Source organism: Actinoplanes sp. NPDC048988 (assembly GCF_043197815.1).
Classification (GTDB): domain Bacteria; phylum Actinomycetota; class Actinomycetes; order Mycobacteriales; family Micromonosporaceae; genus Actinoplanes.
In genome coordinates this window covers 919,291-945,873 of the sequence record NZ_JBICTW010000001.1, presented here as the reverse complement: position 1 = coordinate 945,873, position 26,583 = coordinate 919,291, and the positions used below count along the sequence as shown (strand labels likewise).

The following is a 26,583-nucleotide window of genomic DNA, read 5'->3' as shown; positions in this document are numbered from 1 at the left end:
CTATTGCTTCCCGAGCAAGAAGGAGGGAAACGTCAGCGGCGGGTGTCGCCGTCGCCGGTGCGCTTCTGCGCCTCGTCGACGCCCTTGTCGATCTGCGACGAGTACTTGTGCCCGGTGCGCTTGTCGACCTCGTCGCCGATCTTCTCGAGGGCCTGGTCGACCTGCTTGTCGTGCTTGTCCAGGAAGTCCTTGGCCTTGTCCATGAAGCTCATCGGCTCGCCTTTCTCTCTCCGAGAACCTTCGCGATCGCCTGTACGCGCGGGTCCTCGGCTATCTTCTCCAGTCCCGTCCTGAGCGGCATCCGCCAGTTCGGGTACTCGTCCATGGTGCCGGGCAGGTTGGGCTGGTCGAGCTCGCCCAGCACGTCGTAGAGCGAGGCGGTCACGAAGCGGCACGGCGTACGGGCGAGGAACTCGTGCATGGCCACGATGATCTCGGCGTCCGTGCTGGCCGCGGTGATCAGGCCCTCGGCGCGGAGCGCGTCGAGCAGCTGGGCCCGGTCCTTGGCCGCGTTCTTCCGTTCCTGCTCCACCGGCCCGGCGAGCTGGCCGAGCTCGGCCCGCACCTTCACCTGCTCACCGGCGAGGAAGCCGGCGGCGGTGGGCAGGTCGTGGGTCGAGATCGAGGCCAGCGCGTTGCGCGGATACTTCTCGGCCGGCAGGTAGCCGCCGTCCGGATCGTCGTCGTCGCGGGTGAACCACAGCACGGCCGAGCCGAGCATGTTCATCCGCTCCAGCCCCTCGGTGACCTCGGGCAGTACGGTTCCCAGGTCCTCACCGATCACGACGGCGCCGGCCCGGTGCGCCTCCAGGGCCAGGATGCCGAGCATCGCGTCGGGGTCGTAGTGCACGTACGTCCCGCCGTCGGCGCCCATGCCCGGCGGCACCCACCACAGCCGCCACAGTCCGGCCACGTGGTCGACGCGGAGCCCGCCGGCGTACCGGAAGATCCGCCGCAGCATGTCCCGGTAGGCCGCGTAGCCGGTCTCGATGAGCCGGTCGGGCCGCCAGGCGGCCAGGCCCCAGTCCTGGCCGAGCTGGTTGAACGCGTCCGGCGGCGCCCCCGCGTGGACACCGGCCGCGAGCACGTCCTGCAGCAGCCAGCCGTCGGCCCCGTTCGGGTCGATGCCGACGGCCAGGTCGTGCACGACGCCGGCCGGCATGCCCCGGCGCCGGGCCTCGTCGTTGGCGGCCTCGAGCTGGGCCAGCAGAAGCCGCTGGAGCCAGGCATGGAAGGCGATGCGCTCGCTCGTGAAGGCTTTCACCTCGGGCGTGTCGGGCCGGCGGAACTCGGGCGGCCATTCCGGCCAGTTCGGGCCGTGGATCTCGGCCAGCGCGCAGAACCGGGCGAAGTCCACCAGGCCCTCGTCGGAGTCCACGTCCGACTTCTCGGCCAGCGGCCAGAGCAGCTCCAGCGCCTCCCGCTTGGCCTTCCAGACCGCGCTGTAGTCGATCAGCTCGGTCGGGCCGGGGCGCAGCGCGTCGATCCGCGCCCGCAGCGCCGGGTCGGCCGCCTGGTACTCCGGGATGTCCTCGATCCGCAGGTAGAGCGGGTTGACGAAGCGCCGGCTGGACGGCGAGTAGGGCGAGGCCGGCACCGGCAGGGTCGGCGTGATCGCGTGCAGCGGATTCAGCAGCACCAGCCCGGGCGAGCCGGAGACGCCGAGGAACTCCCGCAGGTCACCCAGGTCACCCATGCCCCACGAGCGGGCCGAGTGCAGTGCGTACAGCTGAAGCATCCAGCCCCAGGTCTGCGGTGGCTCGGGCAGCTCGGTGGGCACCACGACGAGCGTCACCCGCTGGCCGCCGACCTCGAGCCGGTGCCAGCCCAGGGGCAGGTCGGCGGGCACCTCGCGCACCTCGCGGGTGGTGCCGTCCTCGAGCTCGATCGTGGCCGGGCCGGGCAGGTCGCGCCGGCTGCCCTGCCGTACGACCACGGTGCCCGGCATGCGGCCGAGTCGCTCGCGCTCGCGTACGGCGGCCAGTTCGGTGCTGACCGCGGCCGGCGTGGTGGCGTCCACACCGAGCAGGCCGAGCACCCCGACGACGGATTCGGCGGAGACATCCTTGCGCTCGCGGTGCCAGTCCTCGTACCAGGTGGCCACCCCGTGAGCTGTCGCCAGTGCCGCCAGATCGGCGTCCATCCGTACCCCTCTCAGTTCGGTCCCGCTGGTCATACCCTGCCGGATCGGGGGGTACTCGCGTGGCCGTCCTTGCCCGTGTCCGTCAGGATGGGGTGCATGTCTCCAGTGGTGAAGTGGTGGTCCCGACTGGCCGCGGTGGTGACCGGTGCCGTGTTGACGCTGGTCGTGCCGGTGCACGCGTGGGCCGCGAGCAACGGCGTGGCCGACGTGGCGATCGAGGCGGCCAAGGCCCGGCGCCGTCGCGGTGGCTTCGGGTTCTTCGGCATCTTCGGGGGTCTGTGCTGCCTGTTCGTGGTGGCGGCGATCGTGCTCGTGATCGTCCTGGTCTCCCGCAACCGCAAGCGGAAGTAGGGCTTTTCGCCGAACCCCGGGGATCATGACGATTCCCGGCCTAGCGTTGAAGAATGCGCATCCGAGCAGGATCGGTCGGGTCGGCGGCGCTCGGTACCGGGGTGGCGGTCGTGCTCGGCGTTCCCCTGGTCATCTCCGTGGCGGCCGGTGCCGACAGCAACGTGCTGATCTCCCGCGGCCGGCCGGCGACCGCCTCGTCGGTGGAGCGGGGCGCCACGGCGGCCCAGGCGACGGACACGAGCGCGGTCACCCGGTGGGCCAGCGCCAGCGGTCCCGGCAGCCAGTGGCTGCGGATCGACCTCGGCTCGGTCAAGCGCGTCGAGCGGGTCTCGCTGCGCTGGTCGTCGTCGTACGCCCGGACGTACCGCGTGCAGACCTCGGTGGACGGCGCCAACTGGGCTTCGATCTACGCCACCACGGCCGGCAACGGCGGCACCGACGATCTGAAGCGGCTGAACGGGACCGGCCGTTTCGTGCGGGTGCTGGCGACGCAGCGGGCGTCGAGGACCGGCGGCTACTCGCTGGGTGACGTGCGCGTCTACGGCCCGGCGTCGAAGGTGCTGCCGGCCGCCGCCCCGCCGACCGGGTCGCTCGCCTCGGGCCTGGAGGACAAGCGGAAGAAGGAGGCCGCGCTCCAGCTGGTGTCGAGTGCGGAGAACTCGACGGTGAGCTGGCGCAATTCGTTCGGCTACATCGAGGACATCGACGACGGACGCGGTTACACGGCCGGCATCGTGGGCTTCTGCTCGGGCACCTCGGACATGCTCCAGGTGGTGGTCGAGTACACCAAGCGCAAGCCGGGCAACGTGCTCGCCCGGTACATCCCGGCGCTGCGCACTGTCGACGGCTCCGACTCGCACGCGGGGCTCGACCCGGGCTTCCCGGCGGCCTGGCGGACGGCGGCCCGGGATCCGATCTTCCAGAAGGTTCAGGAGGACGCCCGCGACTCGATGTACTTCAACCCGTCGGTGCGCATGGCCCGGCTGGACGGGCTGCGGGCGCTGGGGCAGTTCGCGTACTTCGACGCGGCCGTGATGCACGGCGTGTCGGGACTTCAGGGCATCCGCGCGGCCGCGATGCGTACGGCCCGGACCCCGGCCCAGGGCGGCGACGAGCCGGCCTATCTGAATGCCTTCCTCAACGCCCGGGTCGCCGAGATGCGCTCCGAGGCGGCCCACAGCGACACCACCCGCGTCGACACCGCCCAGCGCAGCCTCCTGGGCCGCAGCAACCTCGATCTGACGGCCCCGCTGAGCTGGAGCGTCTACGGCGACGCGTACCGGATCGCCCGCTGAGTCAGACCTTCTCGAAGAGGGCGGGCAGCGCCGTCGGCTCCCACCCGGGCAGCGACGTGTGCGCCTCCTTGACCCGGTAGGTCACTCCCTTGTAGGTCACCAGGTCGCCGGCGACGTAGTCGGTGAAGGACTTCCAAGCAGGGGCGGAAGGTGCGCTGCTGGTGGGGGCCGGGCTGGTGGGAGCCGGGCTGGTGGGGGCCGCGCTGGTGGGAGCCGGGCTGGTGGGAGCCGGGCTGGTGGGAGCCGGGCTGGTCGGAGCCGCGCTCGTCGGCGACGAGCTGGGCACGGACGGCGTGGGAAGGGGCTTCGCGCTCGCCGTGACCTTCACGAAGTCGACGGCCATGCGGCCGGGGCGGCGGCCGTCGGTGGCCAGGTTGAGCACCAGCGCGATCGGCAGGCCGGGCTCGTCCGGCACGAGCCGCAGGGCCGGCCGTCCGTCGACCGACCACACGATGGCGGTCGGGGACCAGTCGATGACGTACGTGTGGAAGTCGTCGCCCGACGTGGGATCGGCGTCCTTGTCGAGCACGTCGATCGAGCCGCGCAGCACCCGGCCGTACTTGTCGACCACCCCGAAGGCCCGCCAGGGCCCTGCCTCCCGGTCGACCTTGATGCGCGCCTCGGCGTGCCCGAACGGCTGCGCGAAGGCCTTACGGGTGCTGATCAGACGGTCGACGACGAGCTCACCGTCGCGCTGACGGCCGTTCTCCCACGGGTCGCCGTCGATCAGCCACTTGGCGGCGTCGAGACGTTCGCCGCCGAAGTCGTCGGCGAAGCTCGACCGGCGCTCGGAGGCGTCCGCGACGTCGTTGCGGCCGGGCAGATAGATCGCGGCCGCGAGCCCCACGACCGCCACGGCCAGAGCCGCCACCGCGCGCGGGCGGATGGGCCATCTCGACGTGACGGTCCGGTGACGTGCCTCGCCCACAGCTTCCCCCTGAAGTAACAGCAGGCACGACTGTCAAACGTGAGGAGCATTCGCGCAAGTTCGCCGGGCGTGGTTTAAGGATCTCTTAAGGAAGATCGGCTGGACACCCGAACCGTGGTGCCGCCGGCGCCCGTACGAATGTCGAACTCGTCCGTCAGCTCCTCCGCCAGCCACAGCCCCCACCCGCCGGGCTGATTCGCCGCCGGGCGCGCCGCCGGCTCGGCCCGCTGGGCCGGGAGGCCGCCGCCGGAATCGCTCACCTCGCACACGACCGAGCCGTCCGCGTGCCACAGGGACACCCGGCCGACGCCGCCGCCGTGCCGGACGGCGTTGGTGAGCAGCTCGTTGACCGCGACCACGAAATCGTCGAGGCGGTCGCCGCGGAGACCGGCGTCGGTGGCGCAGGACGCGACGGCGTGCCGCAGCGCGGTGATCGAGCTGTGGTCGAACGTTTCGGAGAGCAGGACCTGGGTGCTGATCCTTCGACGTTAGGCCACGTCCGATCTTCCCGCAGCGCGGCCTGCCGGTGCGATGCGCCATGTGGGATGGTCGGCGCATGCCGGACGTACGCGACAGCGGATTCCAGACCCCGCTGTGGAGAGCCATCGCGGTCTACCGGATCGCCGCCCTCATCTACGCGACGATCCTGGTCGTCGGCAACGTCGGGGACTACTTGCGGCCCATGCTGGCGTGGCCGGTGCTGGCCGTGATGGCCGCGTGGACGGTCGTGACCACGTACGCGTACGGGAATCCGGCCCGTCGCCGTCCGCCCCTGCTCGTGGCCGACCTGCTGATCACCATGGCCGCGCTGGCCGCCAGCGTCCTGATCGTCGGCCGCACCGCACTGGAGGCCGGCCGGCCCACCCTGGCCGTCGCCTGGCACGTCGCGCCGGTGCTCTGCTGGGCGGTGGCCGGCGGGCGCCGGGCCGGCATCGCGGCCGCGCTCGCCATGGGCGCCACCGACCTGATCGTGCGGGCCCACTACGACCAGGCGGCGCTCACCGGCGCGGTGCTGATGCTGCTGGCCGCGATCGCTGTCGGCTATCTGGTGCGGATCGCCGAGGTGGCGCAGGAACGGCTCGAACGGGCGGTCGAGCTGGAGGCGGCCACCCGGGAACGGGAGCGGCTGGCCCGGGAGGTGCACGACTCGGTGCTCCAAGTGCTCGCGCTGGTGAAGCGGCGCGGCGCGGGCCTCGACGGTGAGGCCGGCGAGCTGGCACGGCTGGCCGGGGAACAGGAGACGGCGTTGCGCAGTCTCATGGCGGGGCGCGCTCTGGGCGATCCGCAGGGGGCCGAGCTCGATCTCATGGCGCTGCTGGAGGCGTACGCCTCGCCGGTCGTGACCGTCTCCGGACCGGCCGGGCCGGTGCGGCTGCCGGCGCCGGTGGCGCGGGAACTGCGGCTGGCGGTGGCGGCCGCGCTCGACAACGTGGCCCGGCACTGCGCACCCGGGACGAAGGCGTACGTGTTCGTGGAGGACGAGCCCGGCGAGGTGGTCGTGACCGTCCGCGACGACGGCTGCGGCATCGAGCCCGACCGGCTGGCCCAGGCCGAGGCGCAGGGGCGGCTCGGGGTGGCCCAGTCGATCCGGGGCCGGGTGGCCGAGCTCGGCGGCCGGGTGTCGATCGTCTCGGCGCCGGGCGAGGGGGCCGAGGTGGAGATGGCCGTGCCGCGGGCACCGCTATCGTGAGCCGGTGACCGCTGCGATCCGGGTGATGGTGGTCGACGACCACCCGATGTGGCGCGAGGGCGTCAGCCGTGACCTGACCACCGCCGGCTACGACGTGGTGGCGACGACCGGGGAGGGCCGCCAGGCGGTCCGCATCGCCGCGGCGGCGCGGCCCGACGTCGTCGTGCTCGATCTCCAGCTGCCCGACGTCTCCGGCGTCGAGGTCATCAACGGCCTGCAGACGGAGCTTCCGGGTGTACGCATCCTCATGCTCTCGGCCAGCGGCGAGCAGCAGGACGTGCTCGACGCGATGAAGGCCGGCGCCACCGGATACCTGCTGAAGTCGGCCGGGCTCGACGAGTTCCTCGACGCGGTGAGCCGCACGGTCGCGGGCGACACCGTGTTCACCCCCGGCCTGGCCGGGCTGGTGCTGGGCGAGTTCCGCCGCATCGCGCCGCGGGAGGCCGCGCCGAAGCTCACCGAGCGGGAGACCGAGGTCCTGCGCCTGGTGGCGAAGGGTCTGTCGTACCGACAGATCGCCGCGCGGCTCGTGTTGAGCCACCGCACGGTGCAGAACCACGTCCAGAACACGCTCGGCAAGCTTCAGCTGCACAACCGCGTGGAGCTCACCCGCTATGCCCTGCAAGCCGGTCTCGCTCCGCTCGACGAGGATCCCGCCCCATAAGGTCGGGCGAGATCCCGAACAAGGGCTCGAGGAGCCCGAGCCTCAGTCGTAGTCGGGGGCGTTCGTCTCGTGCATGGCCAGTTCCTCGGCCGAGGCGCCGCCGCCCGAGGCGCCCGCGTCGTAGGCGACGCTGTCGGTCTCGTCGTCGAACCCGTAGCCCTCGTCCGGCGCGACCAGGCGGCCGACCGGCTGCGGGTCGTCGTCGTCGAGCTGGCCGTCGTCGTAGAGCGACACCTGCGACTTGGGGTCCGAGGTCGGGCTCGCGCCCCACACGTCCGCGTCGAAGTCGCGCTGCGCCGAGCTGTCGACGGTCTCGTCGATCGGGTCGCGGCGCTGCGGAATCGTCTCCTCGGCGCCGAAGTCCGGCTCCTCCTGGCTCAGGCGGTAGTCGAGAGACTCGCCCTCGCGGGCCTCCTCGGCGGTGTCGCCGAAGCGGTTGGAGCCGCCGGGGCCGACGCCCGCCAGCGCGGCCGGGTCGGCGCCGTCCGCCCAGCGGCCGCTCTCCACCTCGTCGTAGGCGGTCGAATCGTCATCCGCGGTGTCCGGCAGGCCTGAGGCCTCCGGGTCGGACACCTCGGCGGGGTAGTCGTTGTCTCGCATGAGCGCAATCTACCCGCGAGCGGGGTCCGCCATGCTTGCGCCGTCGGGTTTCCGGGGCGTGGCCTTCGCCGCTTCCTCGTCGCTGAGCAGCGCCCACACCACCTTGCCGCCGTCCAGGACGAGGCTGCCCCAGCGGGTCGCCACGGAATCGATCAGCAGCATGCCGCGGCCGCCGTAGGCGGTGACCGGCACGGGCGTGCCGTCGAAGCTCGGAACGGTGGCCGAGCGGTCGCGCACGGCCACGCTCATGCCCTCGCCGTGGGTGGCCAGCAGCACGATCATCGGGGTGTGCGCGTGCGCCACCACGTTGTTCACCAACTCGGTGACCACGATGCAGGCGGGACCGGCCAGCTCCGGGCAATCCCACCGGCCGCACGACTCGGTGATCAGCTCGCGGGACTGCCGGGCGGCGCCGACCGAGGGCTCCAGCTCCAGGCTCACCCTGTGCTCGGGTTCGGGCTCGCCCAGGGCGGCGAAGGCCTGCGCCGGGTCCGGCCAGACGGGCCAGCCCGTGCCCTGCCAGGCGCCGGCGTCGGTGGCGCAGAGAGCCAGGTGGGCCGCGGGCCAGTCGGTGGTCTCCCGCCGGATGTCGCGCAGCACGCCGGCCGACTCCGGGCCGTCGAGGCTCAGACCGCCGACGTCGACCACTACCGCCTCGGGTTGCTCGGCGATCAGGTCGAGCAGGACGGACCGGATCGTGGGAGCGCTTCCAGTGTTGAGCACACCGGAAAGCTGGACCAGGGGGTACGTCTGCCCGCGGTCCACCAGGTGCCGCACCTCGCTCGACATGATCGCTCCATTGTGCAGAACACGTGACGGTTTCGCATTTTCGCGACGAAAATCTCGGCCCCGCGCCGCACGACACGGAGGTAATCGGGACATAAGCGCCACTAAGGCATGGTCAGCTCTGTACCCGCGCGCGGCACTTCCATACACGCTTCCGCGGCCGCGGTCACAGACAGAGGTCAGTGGCTCGAGGTGGCCGGGCGCAGCGGAGTCTTCTCCGGGCGGCACGACTCGGCGGTCGTGTGGTGATGTTGCGGCTCGGCGTACCGGGTCAGGCCGATCACGGCGACCAGCGTGAGCACGAAACCGAGCGCGCCCAGCCAGCCCCGGCCCGGGTGGATCTGATCGCCCAGCAGGAGCAGGCCGACGACCGCGGCCGGGACGGCGCCACCGGCGTCCATGGCGGCCACGGCGGCCGTGGTGGAGCCGCGCTGCATGGCCAGCCCCAGCAGCAACTGGCCGACGAGCGAGTGCACGACCAGCAGGTAGAGCAGCGGATTGGCGAAGAAGCCACCGACCGAGTGCTCGTTGGCCAGCGGGCGGGCGGCGATCGCGGCGGCCGAGAACCCCACACCGGCCAGCGAGCCCAGCACGACAGAACCGAGCGCGCCCTGAAGCCGTACGGCAAAAAAGCCCAAAGCGGCGATCACCAGGACCGTCAGGGCCAGCATGGCGACGGCGAAAGCGCCCAGCGGGCGCGCCGGCGCCGGTTTCGCCGAGTGGACCAGGCCGGCGATGCCGACCAGCAGCAGCGCCAGCAGGCCGATCTCGGCGACCGGCAGCGACCACTTCAGCAGCAGCACACCCAGCAGCGCGGTCACGCCGAGCCCGGCGGCGACACTCGCCTGGACGAGGAAGAGCGGAAGATCCTCACGGGCCAGGAACGCCAGGACGAAGCCGAGCACCTGGCAGCCGAGGCCCACCAGGTAGGTGCGCTGACCGGCCAGCCGCACCAGCAGGCCCGGGTCGAAGGTGTGGTGCACGGTCGTACGGGTCGCGGCCGCCGACTGCAGCAGGTTAGCCACCCCGTACGCCAGAATCATGGCGATGAGGAAGAGCCAGCCCGAGGACACCACGTGACGCACGATAGACCAGCGATGGCCCGGGTTCAGCTCTTCGGGGCGCATTGCCGGTGAGGGTGCCCGGCCCGTCACTGAGGGCTACCGGGCCCGCGGCTACCTGATCTTCGGCGTCAAAGCGGTCAGAACGGTCTCGTGCAGCGGCCCGTTCGTGGCGATCACCGAGGACTTGTCGGCCGGCGCCCGCCCGGCCAGGTCGGTGACGGTACCCCCGGCCTCGGTGATGATCGGAATGAGCGCGGCCATGTCCCACAGCGACAGCTCCGGCTCGACCATGACGTCGAGCGCACCCTCGGCCAGCAGCATGTATCCGTAGAAGTCGCCGTAGGCCCGGCTGCGCCACGAGGCCAGGCTCAGATCGACGACGTTCTGCAGCAGCCCGACATCCGACCAGCCGGAGAGGCTGGCGAAGCAGAAACTGGCGTCGGCCATCCGCCGGACCCCCGACACCCCGATCCGGGTGGCGGCGTGCTGGTGCTTTCCCGCGTACGACCCATGGCCGCGCGCACCCCACCACCGCCGGCCCAGAGCTGGGGCCGAGACGAGACCGGCCACCGGCGTGTCCCCCTCGAGCAGCGCGATCAGCGTGGCCCAGACGGGCACCCCGCGCACGAAGTTCTTCGTCCCGTCGATCGGATCGATGACCCACCGGCGGGTGCCCGGCCCGGCCGCCGCCTCGGTGCGCCCGAACTCCTCACCCAGCACGGCGTCGCGTGGACGGGCACGGCCCAGCGTCGACCGGATCGCCTGCTCGACGGCGGTGTCGGCGTCCGACACCGGGGTCAGGTCGGGCTTGGACTCGACCCGAAGGTCGAGCGCCCGGAACCGCCCCATCGAAATCGAGTCGGCGGTGTCCGCCAGCATGTGGGCGAGAGCGAGATCGTCGGCATAGCCAGCCATGCCGGAACGCTATCCGATCCCCGCCGCACCCGGCCTGTGAGTCTCAGACCGGGTGGTTCTGCACGGTGTCGTCGTCGGGCGGGGTGTCCCGCCCGTCGGGCTCGCCGGCCCGGGAGGCCAGCAGCCGGCGGTACGAGGCGAGGCGGCGCGGGTCGGCTTTGCCCTCGGCCACCCACGTGTCCAGGCGACAGCCGGCGTCGGCCGCGGTGTGCCCGCAGTTCGGCTGGTCGTCCAGAGTGCCCTCGACCAGGTCGGGGAAGCCGTGCAGCAGGCTCTCGGCGCTGACGTGGGCCAGCCCGAAGCTGCGGATGCCCGGCGTGTCGATGATCCAGCCCGGATCCTTGCGGGAGCGCCCCACCGGCGGCAGGCGCAGCGCGACCGCGCTGGTCGAGGTGTGCCGGCCCTTGCCGATGGCGCTGACCGCGCCGACCGCCCGCAGCGCGTCCGGCACCAGGCGGTTGACCAGCGTGGACTTGCCGACCCCGGAGTGGCCGACCAGAACCGAGATGTTCCCGGCCAGGCGCTTGCGCACGTCGCCGAGGTCGCTGTCGGGGCGGACCAGCACGTACGGCAGATCAAGCTCCGCGTAGTAGTCGAGCACCGCCTCCGGACCGGCCAGATCGGCCTTGGTCAGGCACAGCAGCGGTTCGATGTCGGCGTCGTAGGCCGCCACCAGGCAGCGGTCGATGAAGCCGGTACGCGGCGGCGGATCGGCGAGCGCGCTCACGATGACCAGCTGGTCGGCGTTGGCCACCACGACCCGTTCGAGGCGCCCCTCGGGGGTGGTGTCGTCGTCGTCGGCCGTGCGCCGCAGCACCGAGGTGCGCTCGGCGATGCGCACGATGCGGGCCAGGGCGCCGGGCGCCCCGGTGACGTCGCCGACCAGGGCCACCCGGTCGCCCACGACCACCGACTTGCGGCCCAGCTCGCGCGCGCGCATAGCGGTGATCACGGGGCTGTCCGGCGGCGCGTCGGTCACCACGCAGCCGTACCGGCCACGATCCACGGTGATCACCAGGGCGTCGACGGCATCGTCGTGTTTGGGCCGGGTCCGGGTACGCGGACGCGACGAACGGCCCGGACGGATCCGGACGTCGTCCTCGTCGTACTCCCGCTTGCGCGCAGGCAGGTTCAGCTCCTCGCCACGAGTCCCGCCCAGAGTTCGGGGAACTCGGGCAACGTCTTCGACGTACACGCTACGTCGGTGAGGGCAATGCCCGGGACAGCGAGGCCCATAACCGCCGCCGCGTGCGCCATCCGGTGATCCGCGTACGTCTCGAAGCTCGACGCCCGCGGCGCCCCCGGCACGATCCGCAGCCCGTCGGGGAACTCGGTGACGTCGGCCCCGGCCTTGCCCAGCTCGGCCGCGAGGGCGGCGATGCGGTCGGTCTCGTGCCCGCGGATGTGCGCCACACCGCGCAGCTCGGAGGGCCCGTCGGCCAGCGCGGCCAGAGCGGCGACCACCGGCGTGAGCTCGCTGACCTCGGACAGGTCGGCGGTGATTCCGCGCAGCGAGCCGGTGCCCCGCACGGTCAGCCCCTCGGCGGACTGGGTCACCTCGGCCCCGAGCGCGGTCAGCAGCTCGGTGACCCGCCCGACCGGCTGCCAGCTCTCGGCCGGCCACCCGGCGAGCGTGATCGAGCCTCCGGTCACCATGGCCGCGGCGAAGAAAGGAGCAGCCCCGGAAAGATCAGGTTCGATCACCCACGTACGTCCCCGCAGAACCCCCGGCTCAACGGCCCACACATCGGGCACACTCTCGTCGACCACGGCCCCGGCGGCCCGCAGCATGTGCGTCGTCATGCGCAGATGCGGCGCGGACGGCACCGGCGGCCCCTCATGACGAAGCCGCAGCCCCTTGGTGAACCGGGGCGCGGACAGCAGCAGCCCCGAGACGAACTGGCTGGACCCGGAAGCGTCGATGACAGCCTCGCCGCCCTCGACAAGCCCAGCCCCGCGCACGGTCAGCGGCAGCCCACCGCTCGCGGAAGCCTCGATCGCCACCCCGAGAGCCCGAAGCGCCTCGACAATCGGCCGCAGCGGCCGGTTACGAGCATGCGGATCGCCGTCGAACTCGACAACACCCTCAGCCAGCGCCGCCGCCGGAGGCAGAAACCGCATGATCGTGCCGGCCAGCCCGACATCGACACGCGCGGGCCCCCGCAGCGGCCCCGGCTCGACCACCCAGCGCTCGTCAGAACTCGTGTCGACCCCGACCCCGAGAGCGCGAAGCCCCGCCGCCATGAGCTCGGTGTCACGCGCCCGCAGCGGCCGCTCCACCACGGACGGCTCACCGGCCAGCGCGGCCAGAACCAGCGCCCGCGCCGTCATCGACTTGGAGCCGGGCAGACGAACAACACCACTGACCGCGCCAGAAGCGGTCGGGGCAAGCCAGGGGCGAGCTTGAGCAGTCACGCGGCTATTCTGCCCGCCCCCACCGACAATTCCCCGCAGGCTCCCGCCGGCCGAGACGCCAACCTTCCGCCGAAAGCGCTCGTGCGGCGCCGTCCGCGTCGCCCGAGCGCCACCGGCGTCCGAGCGTCGTCCGGTGCTCGAGCGCCGTGTGCTTGGACATCCCATGCGCAGCGCCGCGTTCCTGGATCCCCTGCCCAGGCGTCTCGTGTCCGTGCCCTGCGTGTCCGTGCCCTGCGTGTCCGTGCCCTGCGTGTCCGTGCCCCGCGTGTCCGTGCCTCGCGTGTCTGGGCCTTCCACGCTCGACGTCGCGCTTCCAGGCGTCGCCTGTTCGAGCGTCGTGTGTCCGCCCGACCCCACGCTCGATCGCGTCGGGCCGGTCCGCGCTGCCCCCGGGCCTCCCGGCGCGAGTATGCCCAAGCGCGCTGAGCTCGCCCGCCGCCTTGGCCGTCCCGAGGGAGCTCGCCCGCACAGTGCCCGCCCACCCAAGGGGGAACCCCCGCTGGTCAGTCTTCCGGAAGGCTGCGTGATCGTGTCGGTGGGCTGTGGATAACCGCGTTTCTGTGGATGGCGATGTGCCATGTCGGTGACGGGGCGGGGCGCGGGGCCGCGGAAGGCGGCCGGAAGGCGTACCGTTTCGGGCCATGTGCGGGCGGTACGCGACGACGCGGAGCGAAGCCGACCTCAGCGATCTCTTCGAGGCCGTCAATGTGGCTGAGACGCTGGGGCCGAGCTGGAACGTCGCCCCGACCGACCCGGTGCCTGTCGTGCGCGTCTCGCAGACCCGTGAGGCTCGCGTTCTCGACGCGGCGCGCTGGGGGTTCGTGCCGCCGTGGGCCAAGGATCTGCGGGCCGGCGCTCGGATGATCAATGCTCGTTCGGAGACGGTGGCCACCTCCCCGGCCTTTGCCTCCTCCTTCGCCAAGCGGCGCTGTCTGGTGCCGGCCGACGGCTGGTTCGAGTGGGTACGTGACGGCAAGCAGCGCCAGGCGTACTACATGACGCCGGTCGACGGGTCCCCGCTCGCTTTCGCCGGCATCTGGTCGGCCTGGGGGCCGGAGTCGGTGGTGACGTGCAGCGTTCTGACGACGGCGGCGCTCGGTGGACTGGCTCGCGTGCACGACCGGATGCCGCTGATCCTGCCCCGCGAGCGCTGGGCCGACTGGCTCGCCGGCGGCGGGGACGCCGCTGAGCTGCTCACTCCGCTTGCGGTGGGTGAGCTGGAGAAGATCGAGGTTCGTGCGGTACGCCCGGACGTCGGCAACGTACGCAACAACGGTCCCCACCTGCTCGACCCGCCGGTGGAGCCGGCGCGCCAGGCCGCCCCGGCGGAGCAGACGCTCTTCTGACGAGCCCGGCCGGCCGCCCCGCCGCCGCTCGCCGTGCGGAGCGCAGCCGCAAGGGCTGGGCGGCACCGCTCGAGGCCCGGAAAAGCGCCGCTTAAGGGCCGAAAGGCACCCCGTTAGGGCTGGGAGGGCGCCGGGCGGGGGCTGGGGGCGCCAGGCGGGGGCTGCAAGAGCGCCAGGCGGGGGCTGCAAGAGCGCCAGGCGGGGACTGCAAGAGCGCCAGGCGGGGACTGCAAGAGCGCCAGGCGGGGACTGCAAGAGCGCCAGGCGGGGACTGCAAGAGCGCCAGGCGAGGGCTGCAAGAGCGCCAGGCGAGGGCTGGAGGAGCGCCAGGCGAGGGCTGGAGGGGCCAGGCGACGGCTAAGGGGGCGCTGGAGCGAGGGCTGAAGGCCGCCGAGTGGGGTCGCGGGAAGCGGTGGGAGCGGTCCCATGGCGCGACCTCGAAAAGGGCGACCGGTCGGTAACGATTACCTGGGAGTGGGGTAGATCAACAGGGCGATTGGTGGGTTAATGTCTGCATTTTTTACTGGCAACTTTGTTTCAAGATAGATAAGGCCCTTGTTCTGATCTCTTCGCCTGCGATACAAAACTGCGCCGGAGTGGTGCTGGTTCGCACGGTGCGGACTGGTTGCCATACGCATGACCGGTCCCACGGGGGAGGTGGGCTCATGACACGGGCACGTATGCCGCGTCCACATGAAGTTGCCATCGCGCGACGCGATCCTCGGCTGATCGAGGCCATTCGCGAGCGGCGCACCGACGAAGCCTGGCGGACACGCGGCGCCTGCCGTTCCGTCGATCCGGAAACGTTTTTTCCCGCGCCCAACGAGCCGTCCGAAGGGGCGGTCTCGCTCTGCGGTACCTGCACTGTCCAGGGTCCTTGCCTGGCCTGGGCGCTGCAGGTCGGCGACTGCCACGGCGTCTGGGGCGGCACCACACCGCGCGAGCGCCGGGCGATGCTGGTGGCCTGGCGGGAACGGGTCGGGCCGGACGGCGAAGGCGTCGACGACGAGCCGGACGAGGAAGACCGCAGGTTGCTGACCCTCTTACCGGTGATGCCGGTGAGCCGCTGATTACATAGGGGCTGTGACCAGCTCCGAAATCGAGACACCGCGCGGGCCGGCCGGCCTTCGGATCACCGAACCGGCCGGTTCGCCCGTCAGCCTGCTCGTTCTGGGCCACGGCGCGGGCGGCGGTGTCGACGCGCCCGACCTGATCGCCGTGCACGACGCGGCTGTCGCTTCGGGGGTACGGGTGGCGCTCGTGACCCAGCCCTACCGGGTCGCCGGCCGTCGCGCGCCCGCGCCCGCCGGTCAGCTCGACGAGGCGTGGACCGCCGTCGTGCGGACACTGCGCACGGGCGTACCGCAAATTCCTTTGATCGTCGGCGGAAGGTCCAGCGGCGCGCGAGTCGCCTGCCGCACCGCGACCACCCTCGAGGCCGCGGCCGTACTGTGCCTCGCTTTTCCTCTGCACCCGCCGGGCAAGCCCGACAAGACCCGCGCCGGCGAGCTGCCCGTGGGCGTGCCGACCCTGGTCCTCAACGGTGACCGAGATCCCTTCGGGGTGCCGCGGCCGGCACCCGGCGTCGAGGTGATCGTTCGGCCGGGCGCCACCCACGACCTGCGCAAAGACGTCAAGACGACGGCCGAGCTGGCAATCGGGTGGCTGCGCCGTCGCGGGTGGGCCAATTGAGGATCTGGCCGCCACCAAAGTCGCGCTGCGCCCTCGACAACGACCTCCCGGGGCGAAGTGCCCGCCGAGCGGAGCGAGGCCAGCCAGCCCAGCAGGGAATGCAAGTTGCGCCTTCGCGGTTGTACGGCTCGGAGCTTGTACGTCGGAAGGGGTAAATGAGGTGCGAGCCGGAACCGACTTCCTCGAGCGCGAGGGCGCGGAGGTGACTCGGGTGCGGGATCTGCTGGATTCCCCCGAGTGGCCGGCCACGCAACCCGCCTCTCTATCGGTGAGTGTCAGCACACCGGCGGTTTTCGAAGCCGCTGATGGGGCACTACCCGTATCCTCGGCGGGGCGGTCGAGGGGAGAGCTCAGGGTGGCCCAGACAGAACGGACCGAGGAGCGCCGGGCGCGCTTCGAGCGGGACGCGTTGCCTTTTGTGGACCAGTTGTACGCGGCTGGTCTGCGGATGACGCGTAATCCCGCGGACGCCGAGGACCTTGTTCAGGAGACCTACCTGAAGGCGTTCTCCGCGTTCCACCAGTTTGAGGAGGGCACCAACCTCAAGGCTTGGCTGTACCGCATCCTCACGAACACGTATATCAACTCTTATCGGCGTAAGCAGCGTCAGCCGGTGCAGGCTCCCACCGAGGAGATCACCGACTGGCAGCTCGCCTCGTCGGAGTCGCACACGTCGGCGGGCCTGCGGTCGGCCGAGACCGAGGCGCTGGACCGGCTGCCGGACAGCGACATCAAGGAAGCTCTCCAGGCTCTGCCCGAGGACTTCCGTTTGGCCGTCTACCTCGCTGATGTCGAGGGTTTCTCGTACAAGGAGATCGCCGACATCATGGGCACGCCGATCGGCACCGTCATGTCTCGTCTGCACCGTGGCCGGCGCAACCTGCGCAAGACCCTGGAGCGGTACGCCGTCGACCGGGGCATCACCCGGACCGCTTCGGAACCGCAGGAGGCGTGAACCGATGAGCGGCCACGACGACGAGCACGACACCGATTGCGGCATCGTCCTCTCCGAGGTGTACCTCTACCTCGACCTGGAGTGCAGTGAGGACCGGCGGACGCTGATCCAGAAGCACCTGGACGACTGCGACGGCTGCCTGCGGGAGTACGGCATCGAGCACGAGGTGAAGGCCCTGGTCTCCCGCTGCTGCGGCGACGAGAAGGCCCCGCGCGAGCTGCGCGACCGCCTGCGTATCAAGCTCGACCAGCTCGAGGTGCAGGTGGAGACGCGGGAGTACCTCCCGTAAGACGACACGAAAAAGCCCGGCGGACATCCGCCGGGCTTTTTCTTTGTCAGCTGTTGGGGCGCTTGCCGTGGTTGGCGCTGCTCTTCTTACGGGCCTTCTTCTTACGGGCCTTCTTAGCCATGGTGAGACTCCTGTCGGTGCGGTGTTTCCCGCGTCGATCGTAGTCGGGCCGCTTCCGTGGTTTGATGACCCCACCTAAGCCCACGAAGCGAGGAGGATTACCGATGGCCGACGAGATCCGGGCCGAGATGGTGGCGAACGTGTGGAAGGTCGTGGCCTCCGCCGGTGACACCGTCGCCGAGGGTGACACCCTGGTGATCCTCGAGTCGATGAAGATGGAGATCCCCGTCCTGGCCGAGTCGGAGGGCACGGTGGCCGAGCTGGCCGTGCACGAGGGCGACGTCGTCCAGGAGGGTGACCTCATAGCGGTTATCGCTGCCTGAACGACCACTTCAGGAGCAGGCGGTTGCGGCCGCGTGGGCGGGGGACCACCGGGACCCTGGTCATCGCGGCCGCGAGCTGACGGGTCGAGCGGTCGAGGCCGGGCGTGGCCAGCGCCAGTTCGGCCACCGAGCGGGCGCCGGGCCGGGACGCGACCTCGCTGAGCCGGGCCGTCACGACGCCGGCCACGTCGTCGCGGGCGGCCGGGTCGATCCAGGCCGCCACGATCATGGCGAACAGGGCCGCCTCGGTCACCCGATCGAGGCCGCCGTCGAGCAGTTCGAGCAGGCGCCGCCGGCGGGCCGAGTCGAGCCAGGGCTCCTCGGTGCCGTGGTGCAGCAGGCCGAGGCAGGCCCAGATCTCGGCCGCGGCCACGTCGGCCGGTGGGTGGGCCAGCAGGGCCGTCAGGTCCCCGGGGGTCAGCATGATCAGCGGGACGGCCGCGTCGTACGCCGCCGACGGGTGCGACCAGGAGAGGGCGGCCACCTGGCGCAGGCGGCGGACCGCCTCGTCCGAGGGTTCGGCGCCGGAGGCGACGTGGCCGCGTGGTAGCGGGGCGGCCGCCGGGGCGCCGCCGAGCCAGGGCGTGTCCCGGCAGCAGTCGCCGAGATCGCTGTGCTCGTGGGACTCGTCGGGGTGGTCGCGGATGTAGTCGGCCAGGCGGACCAGGTGCATGAGGTCGCCGTCGGCGCGGTAGCGCAGCCGGTGGGCCGTGTGCACCGCGCAGTCGTACTCGGGGTCGCGTTCGAGCGCCCGGTCGACCCAGCTCAGCGCGTCCTCGAGGCGGCCGTTGTCGGCCAGGGTGCCGGCGATGTCGGCGTACACCGAAAGGTCGTCGGGGTCGTGGGCGACCGCGCGGCGCAGCGCCGCGAGCGCCTCGGGGAGCCGACCGGCGCTGCGGTAGGCGTACCCGAGCCAGATCTCGCCGAGCTTGGACGGGCGGACCCGGGCGCCGCGGGCGGCCCAGTCGACGGCCAGGTCGTGTTCGCCGACCCGGCGGGCCAGGGCCGAGCCGGCGCCGAGCAGCATCGCGTGTTCGGGGTAGGCGGCGATCGCGTGCCGCACCACGGTCAGGTAGGGGCGCAGGGTGGGCGGGGCCGGTTCGCCCACCCGGGTGCAGAGGCGCATGAGAATCTGGGCGAGCAGGCCGGGTTCGATGCGCACGCCCAGGGCGGGCTCGGCGACCCAGGGCACGCCGGCCCAGTCGGCCGCGGGCGCGTGCCCGCTCGCGGCGGTGAGCAAGGGCAGGCCGTCCTCGGGGCGGCCGGCGGCGGCGAGCAGGTGGGCGCGGGCGGCGAGCCGGCCGGCCGACGTGTGCGGGCCGACCTGGAAGAGGTCGAGGCCGCCGCCGGGGCGGGCGGCCAGCCTGCTCAGCAGTTCGTGGACCTCGGGGAGCGCCGGCGCGTGGGCCAGGGCCCCGGCGAGGTGATCGGCGGCTTTCTCCGGCTCCTCGCGCGCCAGAGCCGATCGTGCCTGCTCAAGTGCGCGGTCGGCCGCACGGCGTACATCCACGGTGCAGAACAGTAGGCGATACGGGCGAGTATGTCAGCAGGCGTGTGATGCGCATTAGTGCGCGAAACGTTGACTATCTAAGCTGTTTCTTGCAAGACTGCGCATCGATTGCGCGATAGATGCTCATCAGGGGAGGAACACGTGACACAGCGAGGCCAGGGGATGGCGGCGGACATCGCGGAACAACCGGGCGGATTCGCTCGGCTGATCGGTGGTGAACACGCGGCCGGCATCGCCGAGGTGGCCGCCGAGGTGGCCCGCCGCAAGCCGCGCAACGTGGTGTTCGTGGGCCGGGGCACCTCCGACCACGCGGCGCTGTACGGCGCGTACCTCACCGAGATCCGCCTCGGCCTGCCGGTGGCCAGCGCCTCGCCGAGCGCGATCACGCTGTACGGCGCGCGGCCCGACTTCGCCGGCACCCTCGTCGTCGGGGTCAGCCAGAGCGGCGGCTCGCCCGACCTCACCGGCGTGCTCCAGACCGCCCGCGAGACCGGCGGCCTCACCCTCGCGGTGACCAACAACCCGTCGTCGCCGCTGGCCCAGGCGGCCGAGCTCTCGATCGACGTGGCGGCCGGCCACGAGCGGGCGGTCGCGGCCACCAAGACGTACACCGCCGAACTTCTCGCCCTGCTGATGCTCGTCGAGGGCATCCGGTCCGGCGACGGCCGCCTGCCCGACGAGGAACGCGCCGCGCTGGACAAGCTGCCCCAGCTGGCCGAGGACGCGCTCGGCGACCCGGCCGCCGACGACCTGGCGCAGCGCTACCGGTTCGCCTCCCGGATGGTCACGACCGGGCGTGGGTACGCCTATCCGACCGCTCGCGAGGCCGCCCTCAAGCTCATGGAGACCTCGTACCTGCCCGCGCTCTCCTTCTCGGGCGCCGACCTGCTGCACGGGCCGCTGGCCATGACCGACCCCGACGTGCCGGTGCTGGCCGTGGTCGGTGACGGCCCCGGCGGCCGGTCGATGCGCGACGTGGTCACCCGGCTCGCCGAGCGCCGGGCCGACGTGGTGACGGTCGGCGCGACCGACGTGACCGGCGCCTCGGGGCGGCTGGCGGTGCCCGCGGTGACCGACGAGCGCTACAGCGCCCTGCTCGACATCCTGCCGCTGCAGAAGCTCGCGCTCGCCCTGGCGCTCGCCCGCGGCGAGGACCCGGACGCGCCGCGGGGCTTGAAGAAGGTCACGACGACCCTTTAAAGAAATATGGACGTGGAAAGCTTGTGCCGTGTCCACGTTGCGTGATCTGGCCGAGGAGCACACCTCCCTCGGCCCAGCCGACATCGACCACCTGCACCGGCTCGCGGGTGACTGGCAGCTGCTGTCCGACCTCTCCTTCGCCGACCTGCTGCTCTGGGTGCCGGTGAAGCGGGAGGACGGGCAGCCGCGCGAATACCTGTGCGTGGCCCAGGTGCGCCCGAACAGCGCGCCCACCGCGTACCAGGACGACCAGGTCGGCAAGATCGTCGGTGGCCCCGAGGTCGCACACCTCGACATCGCCTTCACCCAGGAACGGATCTGGCGGGAGGGCGACCCCGTCTGGTACGGCGACACGCCGGCCCGCCACGAGGCCATTCCCGTCCGGCTGCGCGACGACAACGGCCGTGAGGAGGGCTGGAGCCAGGTCATCGCGGTGATCGGCCGGGACACCAACCTCTCCACCGCGCGCACGCCCAGCCAGCTCGAGCTCAATTACCTGACCACCGCCGACGACCTGGCCCAGATGGTCGCCGACGGCACCTTCCCGCCGCCGCGGCACCCGGGGGAGACCACCTCGGCCCCGCGCGTCGGCGACGGCCTGGCCCGGCTCGACGCCGGTGGCAAGGTGACCTACGCCAGCCCGAACGCGCAGTCGGCGTTCCGCCGGCTCGGCTTCAACGCGCATCTCGTGGGCGAGGAGCTGTCGAACCTGATCAGCCGGCTCGCGGCCGACCCGCTGGAGGGCAACGACGCGGCCGAGCGGATCCTGGCCGCCCTGCGCGGCGAGTTCCCGCCCCGCCAGGAGGTCGAGGCGCGCGGCGCCACCGTGCTCACCCGCGCCCTGCCTCTGCTGCCGGCCGGCGTCCCGATCGGCGCGCTGGTGCTGGTCCGCGACGTGACCGAGGTCCGCCGCCGGGACCGCGCGCTGATGACCAAGGATGCGACCATCCGGGAGATCCACCACCGGGTCAAGAACAACCTGCAGACGGTGGCCGCCCTGCTGCGGCTCCAGGCCCGCCGGGTGGACGCGCCCGAGGCCCGGATGGCATTGCAGGAGTCGGTACGCCGGGTCGCCTCGATCGCGCTGGTGCACGAGACGCTGTCGATGTCGAGCGACGAGGCGGTCGAGTTCGACGGCATCGTCGACCGGGTGGCGACCGCGGCGGCCGAGGTGGCGGCGACCAGCATCCAGGTCAAGATGCGCCGCGAGGGCACGTTCGGGGTGCTGCCGGCCGAGATCGCCACGTCGCTGGTGATGGTGCTCAACGAGCTGCTGATCAACGCGGTCGAGCACGGCTTCCCGGCCGACGAGGACGAGAACGGGGAGCCCGAGCCGCCCGGTCCGGAGACCGGCGAGGTGGTGGTGTCGGCGCACCGGTTCCGCAAGCAGCTGCACGTCACGGTGGCCGACAACGGGCAGGGACTGCCCGAGGGTTTCGCGGCCGACGCCGGGGGGCGGCTCGGCCTGCAGATCGTGCGCGCGCTGGCCACGGGCGAGCTGCGCGGCAGCATTGAGCTGCGCAATCGCGCCGGCGGCGGCACCGAAGCCGTACTGGTGGTGCCGCTCGGGAAAAGGTGATCTATGCGGCGTGACACATTCTCGAAATCTGGACCACACTGGCCCAGAATGGCCGGGCGTGAGAGGCTAGCCCACATGACCGCCGCAGTTGACCGCCGCTTCGTGGCCCGCCGCCACGTTGACTACGGGCGTGTCCGCAGCGCGATGTGTCCGGGTTCCTGACGCCACCCGATTTGTGTTCCGGGTGCGCGAGACGCCCCGGCCACTCCTGACACCGAAGTCGCGAGTCCACCACAACGGCCGAAGCGTCCTCCCGCGCCCACCCTAGCCCGGAGGACCGCCGACATGGCGCCCAGCAGCACACCCGCAGGCCCGGCCGCCCGTCCCCGCAAGGCGCGCGGCGAGGGTCAGTGGGCGCTCGGACACCGTGAGCCGCTCAACCCCAACGAGCGGATGAAGAAGGACGACAACCCGCTCCACGTTCGCGCCCGCATCGAGAACATCTACGCCAAGGGCGGGTTCGCCTCGATCGACCCGCAGGACCTGCGCGGCCGGTTCCGCTGGTGGGGCCTGTACACCCAGCGCAAGGCGGGCATCGACGGCGGTCGTACGGCGGTGCTCGAGCCGCACGAGCTCGAGGACGAGTACTTCATGCTCCGCGTCCGGGTCGACGGCGGCGCGCTGAACCTGGCCCAGCTGCGCACCATCGCCGGCATCTCCCAGGAGTTCGGCCGCGACTCGGCCGACATCACCGACCGGCAGAACATCCAGCTGCACTGGATCCGGGTCGAGGACGTGCCGGAGATCTGGCGCCGGCTCGAGGCGGTCGGCCTGCAGACCACCGAGGCGTGCGGCGACTGCCCACGGGTCGTGCTGGGCTCGCCCGTGGCCGGCATCGCCCGCGACGAGGTCGTCGACGGCACGCCGGCCATCGACGAGATCCTGAAGCGCTACATCGGCGACGAGCGGTACTCCAACCTGCCCCGCAAGTTCAAGTCGCAGATCTCCTGGCTGGCCGACGGGCCGTACGAGACCAACGACATCTCCTTCGTCGGCGTCGTCCACCCGCAGCACGGCCCCGGCTTCGACCTGTGGGTCGGCGGCGGCCTGTCCACCAACCCGCGGCTGGCCGAGCGCCTCGGCGTCTGGGTGCCGCTCGAGGAGATCCCGGACGTCTGGGAGGGCGTGGTCGGCATCTTCCGCGACTACGGCTACCGGCGGCTGCGCAACCGCGCCCGGCTGAAGTTCCTGCTGGCCGACTGGGGCGTGGCCAAGTTCCGCGAAATCCTCGAGAAGGAGTACCTGGGCCGGGCCCTGATCGACGGGCCGCCGCCGGAGCTGCCGGCCAAGCCGATCGACCACATCGGCGTGCACAAGCAGAACGACGGGCTCAACTACATCGGCGCCGCGCCGGTGGTCGGCCGGACGTCCGGCACCCAGCTGGCCCGGCTGGCCGACGTCGTCGAGGAGCACGGTTCCGATCGGGTACGCCTGACCGCGTACCAGAAACTCCTGGTCCTCGACATCGCCGACGACAAGGTCGAGCCGGCCATCGCGAAGCTGCGGGCCATCGGGCTCGAGGCCCGCCCGTCCGCGTGGCGGCGCGGCACGATGGCCTGCACCGGCATCGAGTACTGCAAGCTCGCCATCGTCGAGACCAAGGCGCGCGGCGAGGAGCTGGTGGCCCGGCTCGAGGAACGGCTCAAGGACTTCGACGCCGACATCTCGATCCACATCAACGGCTGCCCCAACGCGTGTGCCCGCACGCAGGTGGCCGACATCGGCCTCAAGGGCCAGCTCGTCATGAACTCCCACGGCGAGCAGGTCGAGGGCTTCCAGGTGCACCTCGGCGGCGGCCTCGGCATGGCGCAGGGGCAGACGTCCGGCTTCGGCCGCAAGCTGCGCGGCCTCAAGGCAACGGCGGAAGAGCTTCCGGGGTACGTCGAGAAGCTGGCCCGCAACTATCTCGGCGACCGGGAGTCGTCGGGGGAGACCTTCGCGACCTGGGTGCTCCGGGCCGACGAGGAGCTTCTGAAATGAGCGACGCCCGATCCACCCCGCTGTACTGCCCCTACTGCGGCGAAGAGGACCTGTTCCCGAACGAGGCTTCGCACGGCGCGTGGGAGTGCCACTCCTGCGCCCGAGTCTTCACGGTGAAGTTCAACGGCTTGCTCTCCAGAGGAGTCAAACAATGACCATCGTGGCCGCCACCAACCTCAACCTGGTCACCCTCGGCGCTCCCGCCGTCACCCAGGACCCCACCCGCCGTTCCCGCGAGGAGCTCCAGGCCCTCGCCCTCGACGCCGCCCGCGACCTCGAGGGCGCGCCGGCCGAGGTGATCGCCAAGTGGGCGACCGACACCTTCGGCGACCGTTTCTGCGTGACCAGCTCGATGGCCGACGCGGTGGTCGCGCACGTCTTCTCCCGGGTCTCGCCCGGCGTCGACGTGGTCTTCCTCGACACCGGCCTGCACTTCCCGGAGACGCTGAAGGTGCGCGACACCGTCGCCGCCACCATGAACGTCAACGTCCGCTCCATCCGCCCGCGGATGACGGTCGGCCAGCAGGACGGCGAGTACGGGCCGCGGCTGTTCGCCCGCAGCCCCGACGAGTGCTGCTTCCTGCGCAAGGTGGAGCCGCTGGAGCGCGCCCTGTCCGACTACGACGCGTGGGCCACCGGCCTGCGCCGCGACGAGTCACCGACCCGGGCCAACACGCCGATGGTCGCGTTCGACGCCAAGAAGGGCAAGGTCAAGGTCAACCCGATCGCGGCCTGGACCCAGGCCGACGTGGACCGCTACATCAGCCGGTGGAACGTGCCGGTGAACGAGCTCTTCAAGAAGGGCTATGGCTCGATCGGCTGCTGGCCGTGCACGCGGCGGACCAAGGCCGGCGAGGACCCGCGCGCGGGCCGCTGGGCGATGTTCGAGAAGACCGAATGCGGTCTGCACGTCTGACCGTCCTGCTGGTCGCCCACGGCAGCCGGGATCCGCGGGCCGCCGCCTCGACCGAGGCGCTGGCCCGCGCGGTGGGGCGCGCCCGGCCGCAGTGGAACGTGCGGGCGTCATACCTGGACCACGCGGGGCCGCGGCCGCTGGACGTTCTCGCGGCGCTCCCGGCGGGCTCCCGGGTCGTCGTGGTGCCCCTGCTGCTGACGGCGGCTTACCACGGGCGCGTCGACGTGCCTGCTGTGGTGGCGGCCGCGGCCGCGCTGCCGATCCACGTGACACTGGCCGATGTTCTCGGCCCCACTCCCGCCGACAAATACGAAATGTCCGGCATCGGGGGCGCGGCTGCGGGTTCTAGCGCTTCAGGCGCGGCCACAAGCGCCGGCGTTTCGAGCGCGGCTGCGGGTTCTGGTGCTTCGGGCGCAAGCGCCGGCGTTTCGAGCGCGGCTGCGGGTTCTGGTGCTTCGGGCGCGGGTGCCGGTGTTTCCGGCCTGGCTGCGGGTTCTGGTGGCTCAGGTGCGGGTGCCGGTGTCTTCAGCGCGGCTGCGGATTTCGGCGCGGCTGCGGGTTCTAACGGCGTCGGCGTCGGCGTCGGCGTCGGCGTCGGCGTGGGCGCGGGAACGGGCGTGGGCACGGGAACGGGCGTGGGCACGGGAACGGGCGTCGGTGGTGCGGGCGCGGCCGTAGGTTCTGAGGCTTTCGGGGTGGCTGGGCGTGGGGGCGTTCCGGGCGCCCTTCTCGACGGGCTGATCGGTCGGCTGCCGACGGGTGGGCTCGATGGCGTGGTGCTCGCCGCGGCCGGGACGCGGGACGCCGCCGCCCGGGAAACGATCATGTGGGTGGCGGATGCCCTGAGCGCTCGCCTGAGCCTTCCGTGCGCCGTCGCCTATGCCTCGGGCGCCCTGCCGCGTCCCGGGGGCGCTGTGGGCCTTCTGCGCGGTCGGGTCGGGATGGCGGCCTACTTCCTTGCTCCGGGTCACCTCTACGACCTCGCGGTGCGCTCGGCGCTCGACGCGGGTGCGGTGACTGTCGCGGCGCCGCTGGGTGACGCGCCCGATCTTGTACGCCTGGTGATCGCCCGCGTCGTGCTGACTCAGAGTCACTATCCCGTTGCGGCATAAGGCCGGCACGCACCGTATGGAGAATGTGGACCATTCGTGGTGGGCGCCGGCAATTTCGAGATCATTTCGTGGATTCTCGATGGAACCCAACGTGATCGAATTAGCGCGCTGGGCGAAGTCCGAAGGAACCTCTCAGGAAACGGCGCGCTGAGTAATCGACCGGAAACAGCAAGACGCCCCGGTGCCGATCGGCCCGGGGCGCAAATGCTGTGGGGGATTGGTTCAGGCGGTAGGAGCGCCGACCCGCAGGCCGCCACGACGCTTCACGGCGCGTCGCTCGTCTTCGCTCATCCCGCCCCAGACGCCGGCGTCCTGACCCGATTCGAGTGCCCAGGAAAGGCAGCTCTCGGTCACGGGACACCGCCGGCACACGGCCTTGGCCTGCTCGACCTGCAGGAGCGCGGGGCCGGACGTCCCGATCGGGAAGAACAGCTCCGGGTCCTCGTCGCGGCAGATCGCATCGTGACGCCAGTCCATGGCGGCAACACTCCTTGTTTCGGATGGGGTAATGAATCGCGTTACTGGTTTACCTATGCATGCGCGTTGGCGGCCGGCGGGCTGGAACCCTCCGCTCGCCATGCGTCAGCAAGCTTTTGTGTTTGTGGCAAGCCGTTCGGCGCATCTGAATTAGGAACGCGCACAAGCAGCAGCCGGTTACTTCATATCGCTTGTGAATGCTTTCACGAACTCTGGCGATGTCAAGGGTAGCG

Annotated in this window: 28 protein-coding genes; 15 read left to right on the top strand and 13 right to left on the bottom strand. The window is 71.5% G+C overall.

Annotation, left to right across the window (positions count from 1 at the left end; genetic code table 11):
* Nucleotides 1–32: 32 nt before the first annotated feature.
* A complete protein-coding gene (locus ACGFJ7_RS04095; RefSeq protein WP_360243016.1) occupies nucleotides 33–212 on the bottom strand; it encodes an antitoxin in 180 nt (59 codons plus the stop codon).
* Nucleotides 209–2,143 (bottom strand): 4-alpha-glucanotransferase, encoded by a 1,935-nt coding sequence (malQ, locus tag ACGFJ7_RS04090; RefSeq protein WP_360243013.1) that lies wholly within the window; start codon nucleotides 2,141–2,143, stop codon nucleotides 209–211. Before malQ ends, ACGFJ7_RS04095 begins: the two co-directional genes overlap by 4 nt.
* A gap of 96 nt (nucleotides 2,144–2,239) precedes the next feature.
* On the opposite strand from malQ, the gene ACGFJ7_RS04085 reads away from it, so the two are divergent.
* Both ACGFJ7_RS04085 and ACGFJ7_RS04080 read left to right on the top strand, forming a co-directional pair.
* Nucleotides 2,240–2,494: a hypothetical protein gene (locus ACGFJ7_RS04085; protein WP_392640771.1), complete on the top strand. Its 255-nt coding sequence runs from the start codon at nucleotides 2,240–2,242 to the stop codon at nucleotides 2,492–2,494.
* Nucleotides 2,495–2,547: 53 nt separating this feature from the next.
* Nucleotides 2,548–3,789: a chitosanase gene (locus ACGFJ7_RS04080; protein ID WP_360243007.1), complete on the top strand. Its 1,242-nt coding sequence runs from the start codon at nucleotides 2,548–2,550 to the stop codon at nucleotides 3,787–3,789.
* A 1-nt stretch (nucleotide 3,790) separates the two neighbouring features.
* On the opposite strand, the gene ACGFJ7_RS04075 is transcribed toward ACGFJ7_RS04080, so the two are convergent.
* Both ACGFJ7_RS04075 and ACGFJ7_RS04070 read right to left on the bottom strand, forming a co-directional pair.
* A complete protein-coding gene (locus ACGFJ7_RS04075; RefSeq protein ID WP_360243004.1) occupies nucleotides 3,791–4,717 on the bottom strand; it encodes a carbohydrate-binding protein in 927 nt (308 codons plus the stop codon).
* 74 nt (nucleotides 4,718–4,791) lie between these two features.
* Nucleotides 4,792–5,196 (bottom strand): ATP-binding protein, encoded by a 405-nt coding sequence (locus ACGFJ7_RS04070; RefSeq protein WP_392641289.1) that lies wholly within the window; start codon nucleotides 5,194–5,196, stop codon nucleotides 4,792–4,794.
* A 77-nt stretch (nucleotides 5,197–5,273) separates the two neighbouring features.
* Between ACGFJ7_RS04070 and macS the strand changes: the two genes are divergently transcribed.
* Together macS and ACGFJ7_RS04060 are read left to right on the top strand one after the other, a co-directional pair.
* Nucleotides 5,274–6,407 carry a MacS family sensor histidine kinase gene (gene macS / locus ACGFJ7_RS04065; protein ID WP_360243001.1) on the top strand — a complete coding sequence of 378 codons (1,134 nt, stop codon included), beginning with the start codon at nucleotides 5,274–5,276 and terminating at the stop codon, nucleotides 6,405–6,407.
* A 25-nt stretch (nucleotides 6,408–6,432) separates the two neighbouring features.
* Nucleotides 6,433–7,071, top strand: a complete 639-nt coding sequence (locus ACGFJ7_RS04060; RefSeq protein ID WP_360243630.1) for a response regulator transcription factor — start codon at nucleotides 6,433–6,435, stop codon at nucleotides 7,069–7,071.
* Nucleotides 7,072–7,113: 42 nt separating this feature from the next.
* Here ACGFJ7_RS04060 and ACGFJ7_RS04055 read toward each other — a convergent pair whose 3' ends face one another.
* The 6 genes from ACGFJ7_RS04055 to aroA all read right to left on the bottom strand — a co-directional run bounded on the left by ACGFJ7_RS04055 (nucleotide 7,114) and on the right by aroA (nucleotide 12,851).
* Nucleotides 7,114–7,671: a DUF5709 domain-containing protein gene (locus ACGFJ7_RS04055; RefSeq protein WP_392640766.1), complete on the bottom strand. Its 558-nt coding sequence runs from the start codon at nucleotides 7,669–7,671 to the stop codon at nucleotides 7,114–7,116.
* Nucleotides 7,672–7,680: 9 nt separating this feature from the next.
* Nucleotides 7,681–8,460, bottom strand: coding sequence for an ATP-binding protein (locus tag ACGFJ7_RS04050; protein ID WP_392640764.1), 780 nt, complete (start codon nucleotides 8,458–8,460; stop codon nucleotides 7,681–7,683).
* Between the two features lie 176 nt (nucleotides 8,461–8,636).
* Nucleotides 8,637–9,500, bottom strand: a complete 864-nt coding sequence (locus ACGFJ7_RS04045) for a hypothetical protein (protein WP_360243627.1) — start codon at nucleotides 9,498–9,500, stop codon at nucleotides 8,637–8,639.
* Nucleotides 9,501–9,632: 132 nt separating this feature from the next.
* Nucleotides 9,633–10,436: a histidinol-phosphatase gene (gene hisN, locus ACGFJ7_RS04040; protein ID WP_392640761.1), complete on the bottom strand. Its 804-nt coding sequence runs from the start codon at nucleotides 10,434–10,436 to the stop codon at nucleotides 9,633–9,635.
* 43 nt (nucleotides 10,437–10,479) lie between these two features.
* Complete coding sequence (gene rsgA / locus ACGFJ7_RS04035; RefSeq protein ID WP_360243624.1) at nucleotides 10,480–11,565, bottom strand: ribosome small subunit-dependent GTPase A; 1,086 nt, start codon at nucleotides 11,563–11,565, stop codon at nucleotides 10,480–10,482.
* A 2-nt stretch (nucleotides 11,566–11,567) separates the two neighbouring features.
* Nucleotides 11,568–12,851, bottom strand: coding sequence for a 3-phosphoshikimate 1-carboxyvinyltransferase (aroA, locus tag ACGFJ7_RS04030; RefSeq protein WP_392640758.1), 1,284 nt, complete (start codon nucleotides 12,849–12,851; stop codon nucleotides 11,568–11,570).
* A 641-nt stretch (nucleotides 12,852–13,492) separates the two neighbouring features.
* Between aroA and ACGFJ7_RS04025 the strand changes: the two genes are divergently transcribed.
* The 5 genes from ACGFJ7_RS04025 (at nucleotide 13,493) to rsrA (ending at nucleotide 17,133) form a co-directional block, all read left to right on the top strand.
* On the top strand, nucleotides 13,493–14,197 hold the full coding sequence (locus ACGFJ7_RS04025) for an SOS response-associated peptidase (protein WP_360242986.1): 705 nt from the start codon (nucleotides 13,493–13,495) through the stop codon (nucleotides 14,195–14,197).
* 665 nt (nucleotides 14,198–14,862) lie between these two features.
* Nucleotides 14,863–15,267, top strand: coding sequence for a WhiB family transcriptional regulator (locus tag ACGFJ7_RS04020; protein WP_360242983.1), 405 nt, complete (start codon nucleotides 14,863–14,865; stop codon nucleotides 15,265–15,267).
* A gap of 13 nt (nucleotides 15,268–15,280) precedes the next feature.
* Entirely contained in the window at nucleotides 15,281–15,889 is a 609-nt protein-coding gene (locus ACGFJ7_RS04015; protein WP_360242980.1) for an alpha/beta family hydrolase, read from the top strand.
* Nucleotides 15,890–16,049: 160 nt separating this feature from the next.
* Nucleotides 16,050–16,844, top strand: coding sequence for a sigma-70 family RNA polymerase sigma factor (locus tag ACGFJ7_RS04010; protein WP_360242977.1), 795 nt, complete (start codon nucleotides 16,050–16,052; stop codon nucleotides 16,842–16,844).
* A 4-nt stretch (nucleotides 16,845–16,848) separates the two neighbouring features.
* Nucleotides 16,849–17,133, top strand: a complete 285-nt coding sequence (rsrA, locus tag ACGFJ7_RS04005) for a mycothiol system anti-sigma-R factor (RefSeq protein WP_360242975.1) — start codon at nucleotides 16,849–16,851, stop codon at nucleotides 17,131–17,133.
* 46 nt (nucleotides 17,134–17,179) lie between these two features.
* On the opposite strand, the gene ACGFJ7_RS04000 is transcribed toward rsrA, so the two are convergent.
* Complete coding sequence (locus ACGFJ7_RS04000; RefSeq protein WP_369752275.1) at nucleotides 17,180–17,254, bottom strand: 50S ribosomal protein bL37; 75 nt, start codon at nucleotides 17,252–17,254, stop codon at nucleotides 17,180–17,182.
* A gap of 103 nt (nucleotides 17,255–17,357) precedes the next feature.
* Between ACGFJ7_RS04000 and ACGFJ7_RS03995 the strand changes: the two genes are divergently transcribed.
* Nucleotides 17,358–17,576 carry a biotin/lipoyl-binding carrier protein gene (locus ACGFJ7_RS03995; RefSeq protein WP_203776786.1) on the top strand — a complete coding sequence of 73 codons (219 nt, stop codon included), beginning with the start codon at nucleotides 17,358–17,360 and terminating at the stop codon, nucleotides 17,574–17,576.
* Here the strand turns inward: ACGFJ7_RS03995 and ACGFJ7_RS03990 are convergent.
* Nucleotides 17,563–19,086, bottom strand: a complete 1,524-nt coding sequence (locus ACGFJ7_RS03990) for a tetratricopeptide repeat protein (protein ID WP_392640751.1) — start codon at nucleotides 19,084–19,086, stop codon at nucleotides 17,563–17,565. The genes ACGFJ7_RS03995 and ACGFJ7_RS03990 overlap by 14 nt on opposite strands.
* A 162-nt stretch (nucleotides 19,087–19,248) precedes the next feature.
* On the opposite strand from ACGFJ7_RS03990, the gene ACGFJ7_RS03985 reads away from it, so the two are divergent.
* The 5 genes from ACGFJ7_RS03985 (at nucleotide 19,249) to ACGFJ7_RS03965 (ending at nucleotide 25,873) form a co-directional block, all read left to right on the top strand.
* A complete protein-coding gene (locus ACGFJ7_RS03985) occupies nucleotides 19,249–20,286 on the top strand; it encodes an SIS domain-containing protein (protein WP_360243618.1) in 1,038 nt (345 codons plus the stop codon).
* Between the two features lie 28 nt (nucleotides 20,287–20,314).
* Nucleotides 20,315–21,865: a histidine kinase N-terminal domain-containing protein gene (locus ACGFJ7_RS03980; RefSeq protein ID WP_360242971.1), complete on the top strand. Its 1,551-nt coding sequence runs from the start codon at nucleotides 20,315–20,317 to the stop codon at nucleotides 21,863–21,865.
* A 285-nt stretch (nucleotides 21,866–22,150) separates the two neighbouring features.
* Complete coding sequence (locus tag ACGFJ7_RS03975) at nucleotides 22,151–23,845, top strand: nitrite/sulfite reductase (RefSeq protein WP_360242968.1); 1,695 nt, start codon at nucleotides 22,151–22,153, stop codon at nucleotides 23,843–23,845.
* A 151-nt stretch (nucleotides 23,846–23,996) separates the two neighbouring features.
* The gene (locus tag ACGFJ7_RS03970) at nucleotides 23,997–24,761 is read left to right on the top strand and encodes a phosphoadenylyl-sulfate reductase (RefSeq protein ID WP_360242965.1); all 765 of its coding nucleotides are present in this window, start codon (nucleotides 23,997–23,999) and stop codon (nucleotides 24,759–24,761) included.
* Nucleotides 24,743–25,873 carry a CbiX/SirB N-terminal domain-containing protein gene (locus tag ACGFJ7_RS03965; RefSeq protein ID WP_392640747.1) on the top strand — a complete coding sequence of 377 codons (1,131 nt, stop codon included), beginning with the start codon at nucleotides 24,743–24,745 and terminating at the stop codon, nucleotides 25,871–25,873. The genes ACGFJ7_RS03970 and ACGFJ7_RS03965 overlap by 19 nt, the downstream gene beginning before the upstream one ends.
* 222 nt (nucleotides 25,874–26,095) lie before the next feature.
* Here ACGFJ7_RS03965 and ACGFJ7_RS03960 read toward each other — a convergent pair whose 3' ends face one another.
* Complete coding sequence (locus tag ACGFJ7_RS03960; RefSeq protein WP_014447395.1) at nucleotides 26,096–26,350, bottom strand: WhiB family transcriptional regulator; 255 nt, start codon at nucleotides 26,348–26,350, stop codon at nucleotides 26,096–26,098.
* Nucleotides 26,351–26,583: the final 233 nt, after the last annotated feature.

Excerpts from the sequence above, each read along its gene's own strand:
- ACGFJ7_RS04095 (WP_360243016.1), bottom strand. The coding sequence starts at position 212 with ATGAGCTTCATGGACAAGGCCAAGGACTTCCTGGACAAGCACGACAAG.
- malQ (WP_360243013.1), bottom strand. The coding sequence starts at position 2,143 with ATGGACGCCGATCTGGCGGCACTGGCGACAGCTCACGGGGTGGCCACC.
- ACGFJ7_RS04085 (WP_392640771.1), top strand. The coding sequence starts at position 2,240 with ATGTCTCCAGTGGTGAAGTGGTGGTCCCGACTGGCCGCGGTGGTGACC.
- ACGFJ7_RS04080 (WP_360243007.1), top strand. The coding sequence starts at position 2,548 with ATGCGCATCCGAGCAGGATCGGTCGGGTCGGCGGCGCTCGGTACCGGG.
- macS (WP_360243001.1), top strand. The coding sequence starts at position 5,274 with ATGCCGGACGTACGCGACAGCGGATTCCAGACCCCGCTGTGGAGAGCC.
- ACGFJ7_RS04060 (WP_360243630.1), top strand. The coding sequence starts at position 6,433 with ATGGTGGTCGACGACCACCCGATGTGGCGCGAGGGCGTCAGCCGTGAC.
- ACGFJ7_RS04055 (WP_392640766.1), bottom strand. The coding sequence starts at position 7,671 with ATGCGAGACAACGACTACCCCGCCGAGGTGTCCGACCCGGAGGCCTCA.
- ACGFJ7_RS04050 (WP_392640764.1), bottom strand. The coding sequence starts at position 8,460 with ATGTCGAGCGAGGTGCGGCACCTGGTGGACCGCGGGCAGACGTACCCC.
- ACGFJ7_RS04045 (WP_360243627.1), bottom strand. The coding sequence starts at position 9,500 with ATGATTCTGGCGTACGGGGTGGCTAACCTGCTGCAGTCGGCGGCCGCG.
- hisN (WP_392640761.1), bottom strand. The coding sequence starts at position 10,436 with ATGGCTGGCTATGCCGACGATCTCGCTCTCGCCCACATGCTGGCGGAC.
- ACGFJ7_RS04025 (WP_360242986.1), top strand. The coding sequence starts at position 13,493 with ATGTGCGGGCGGTACGCGACGACGCGGAGCGAAGCCGACCTCAGCGAT.
- ACGFJ7_RS04020 (WP_360242983.1), top strand. The coding sequence starts at position 14,863 with ATGACACGGGCACGTATGCCGCGTCCACATGAAGTTGCCATCGCGCGA.
- rsrA (WP_360242975.1), top strand. The coding sequence starts at position 16,849 with ATGAGCGGCCACGACGACGAGCACGACACCGATTGCGGCATCGTCCTC.
- ACGFJ7_RS03995 (WP_203776786.1), top strand. The coding sequence starts at position 17,358 with ATGGCCGACGAGATCCGGGCCGAGATGGTGGCGAACGTGTGGAAGGTC.
- ACGFJ7_RS03985 (WP_360243618.1), top strand. The coding sequence starts at position 19,249 with ATGGCGGCGGACATCGCGGAACAACCGGGCGGATTCGCTCGGCTGATC.
- ACGFJ7_RS03975 (WP_360242968.1), top strand. The coding sequence starts at position 22,151 with ATGGCGCCCAGCAGCACACCCGCAGGCCCGGCCGCCCGTCCCCGCAAG.
- ACGFJ7_RS03970 (WP_360242965.1), top strand. The coding sequence starts at position 23,997 with ATGACCATCGTGGCCGCCACCAACCTCAACCTGGTCACCCTCGGCGCT.
- ACGFJ7_RS03965 (WP_392640747.1), top strand. The coding sequence starts at position 24,743 with ATGCGGTCTGCACGTCTGACCGTCCTGCTGGTCGCCCACGGCAGCCGG.
- ACGFJ7_RS03960 (WP_014447395.1), bottom strand. The coding sequence starts at position 26,350 with ATGGACTGGCGTCACGATGCGATCTGCCGCGACGAGGACCCGGAGCTG.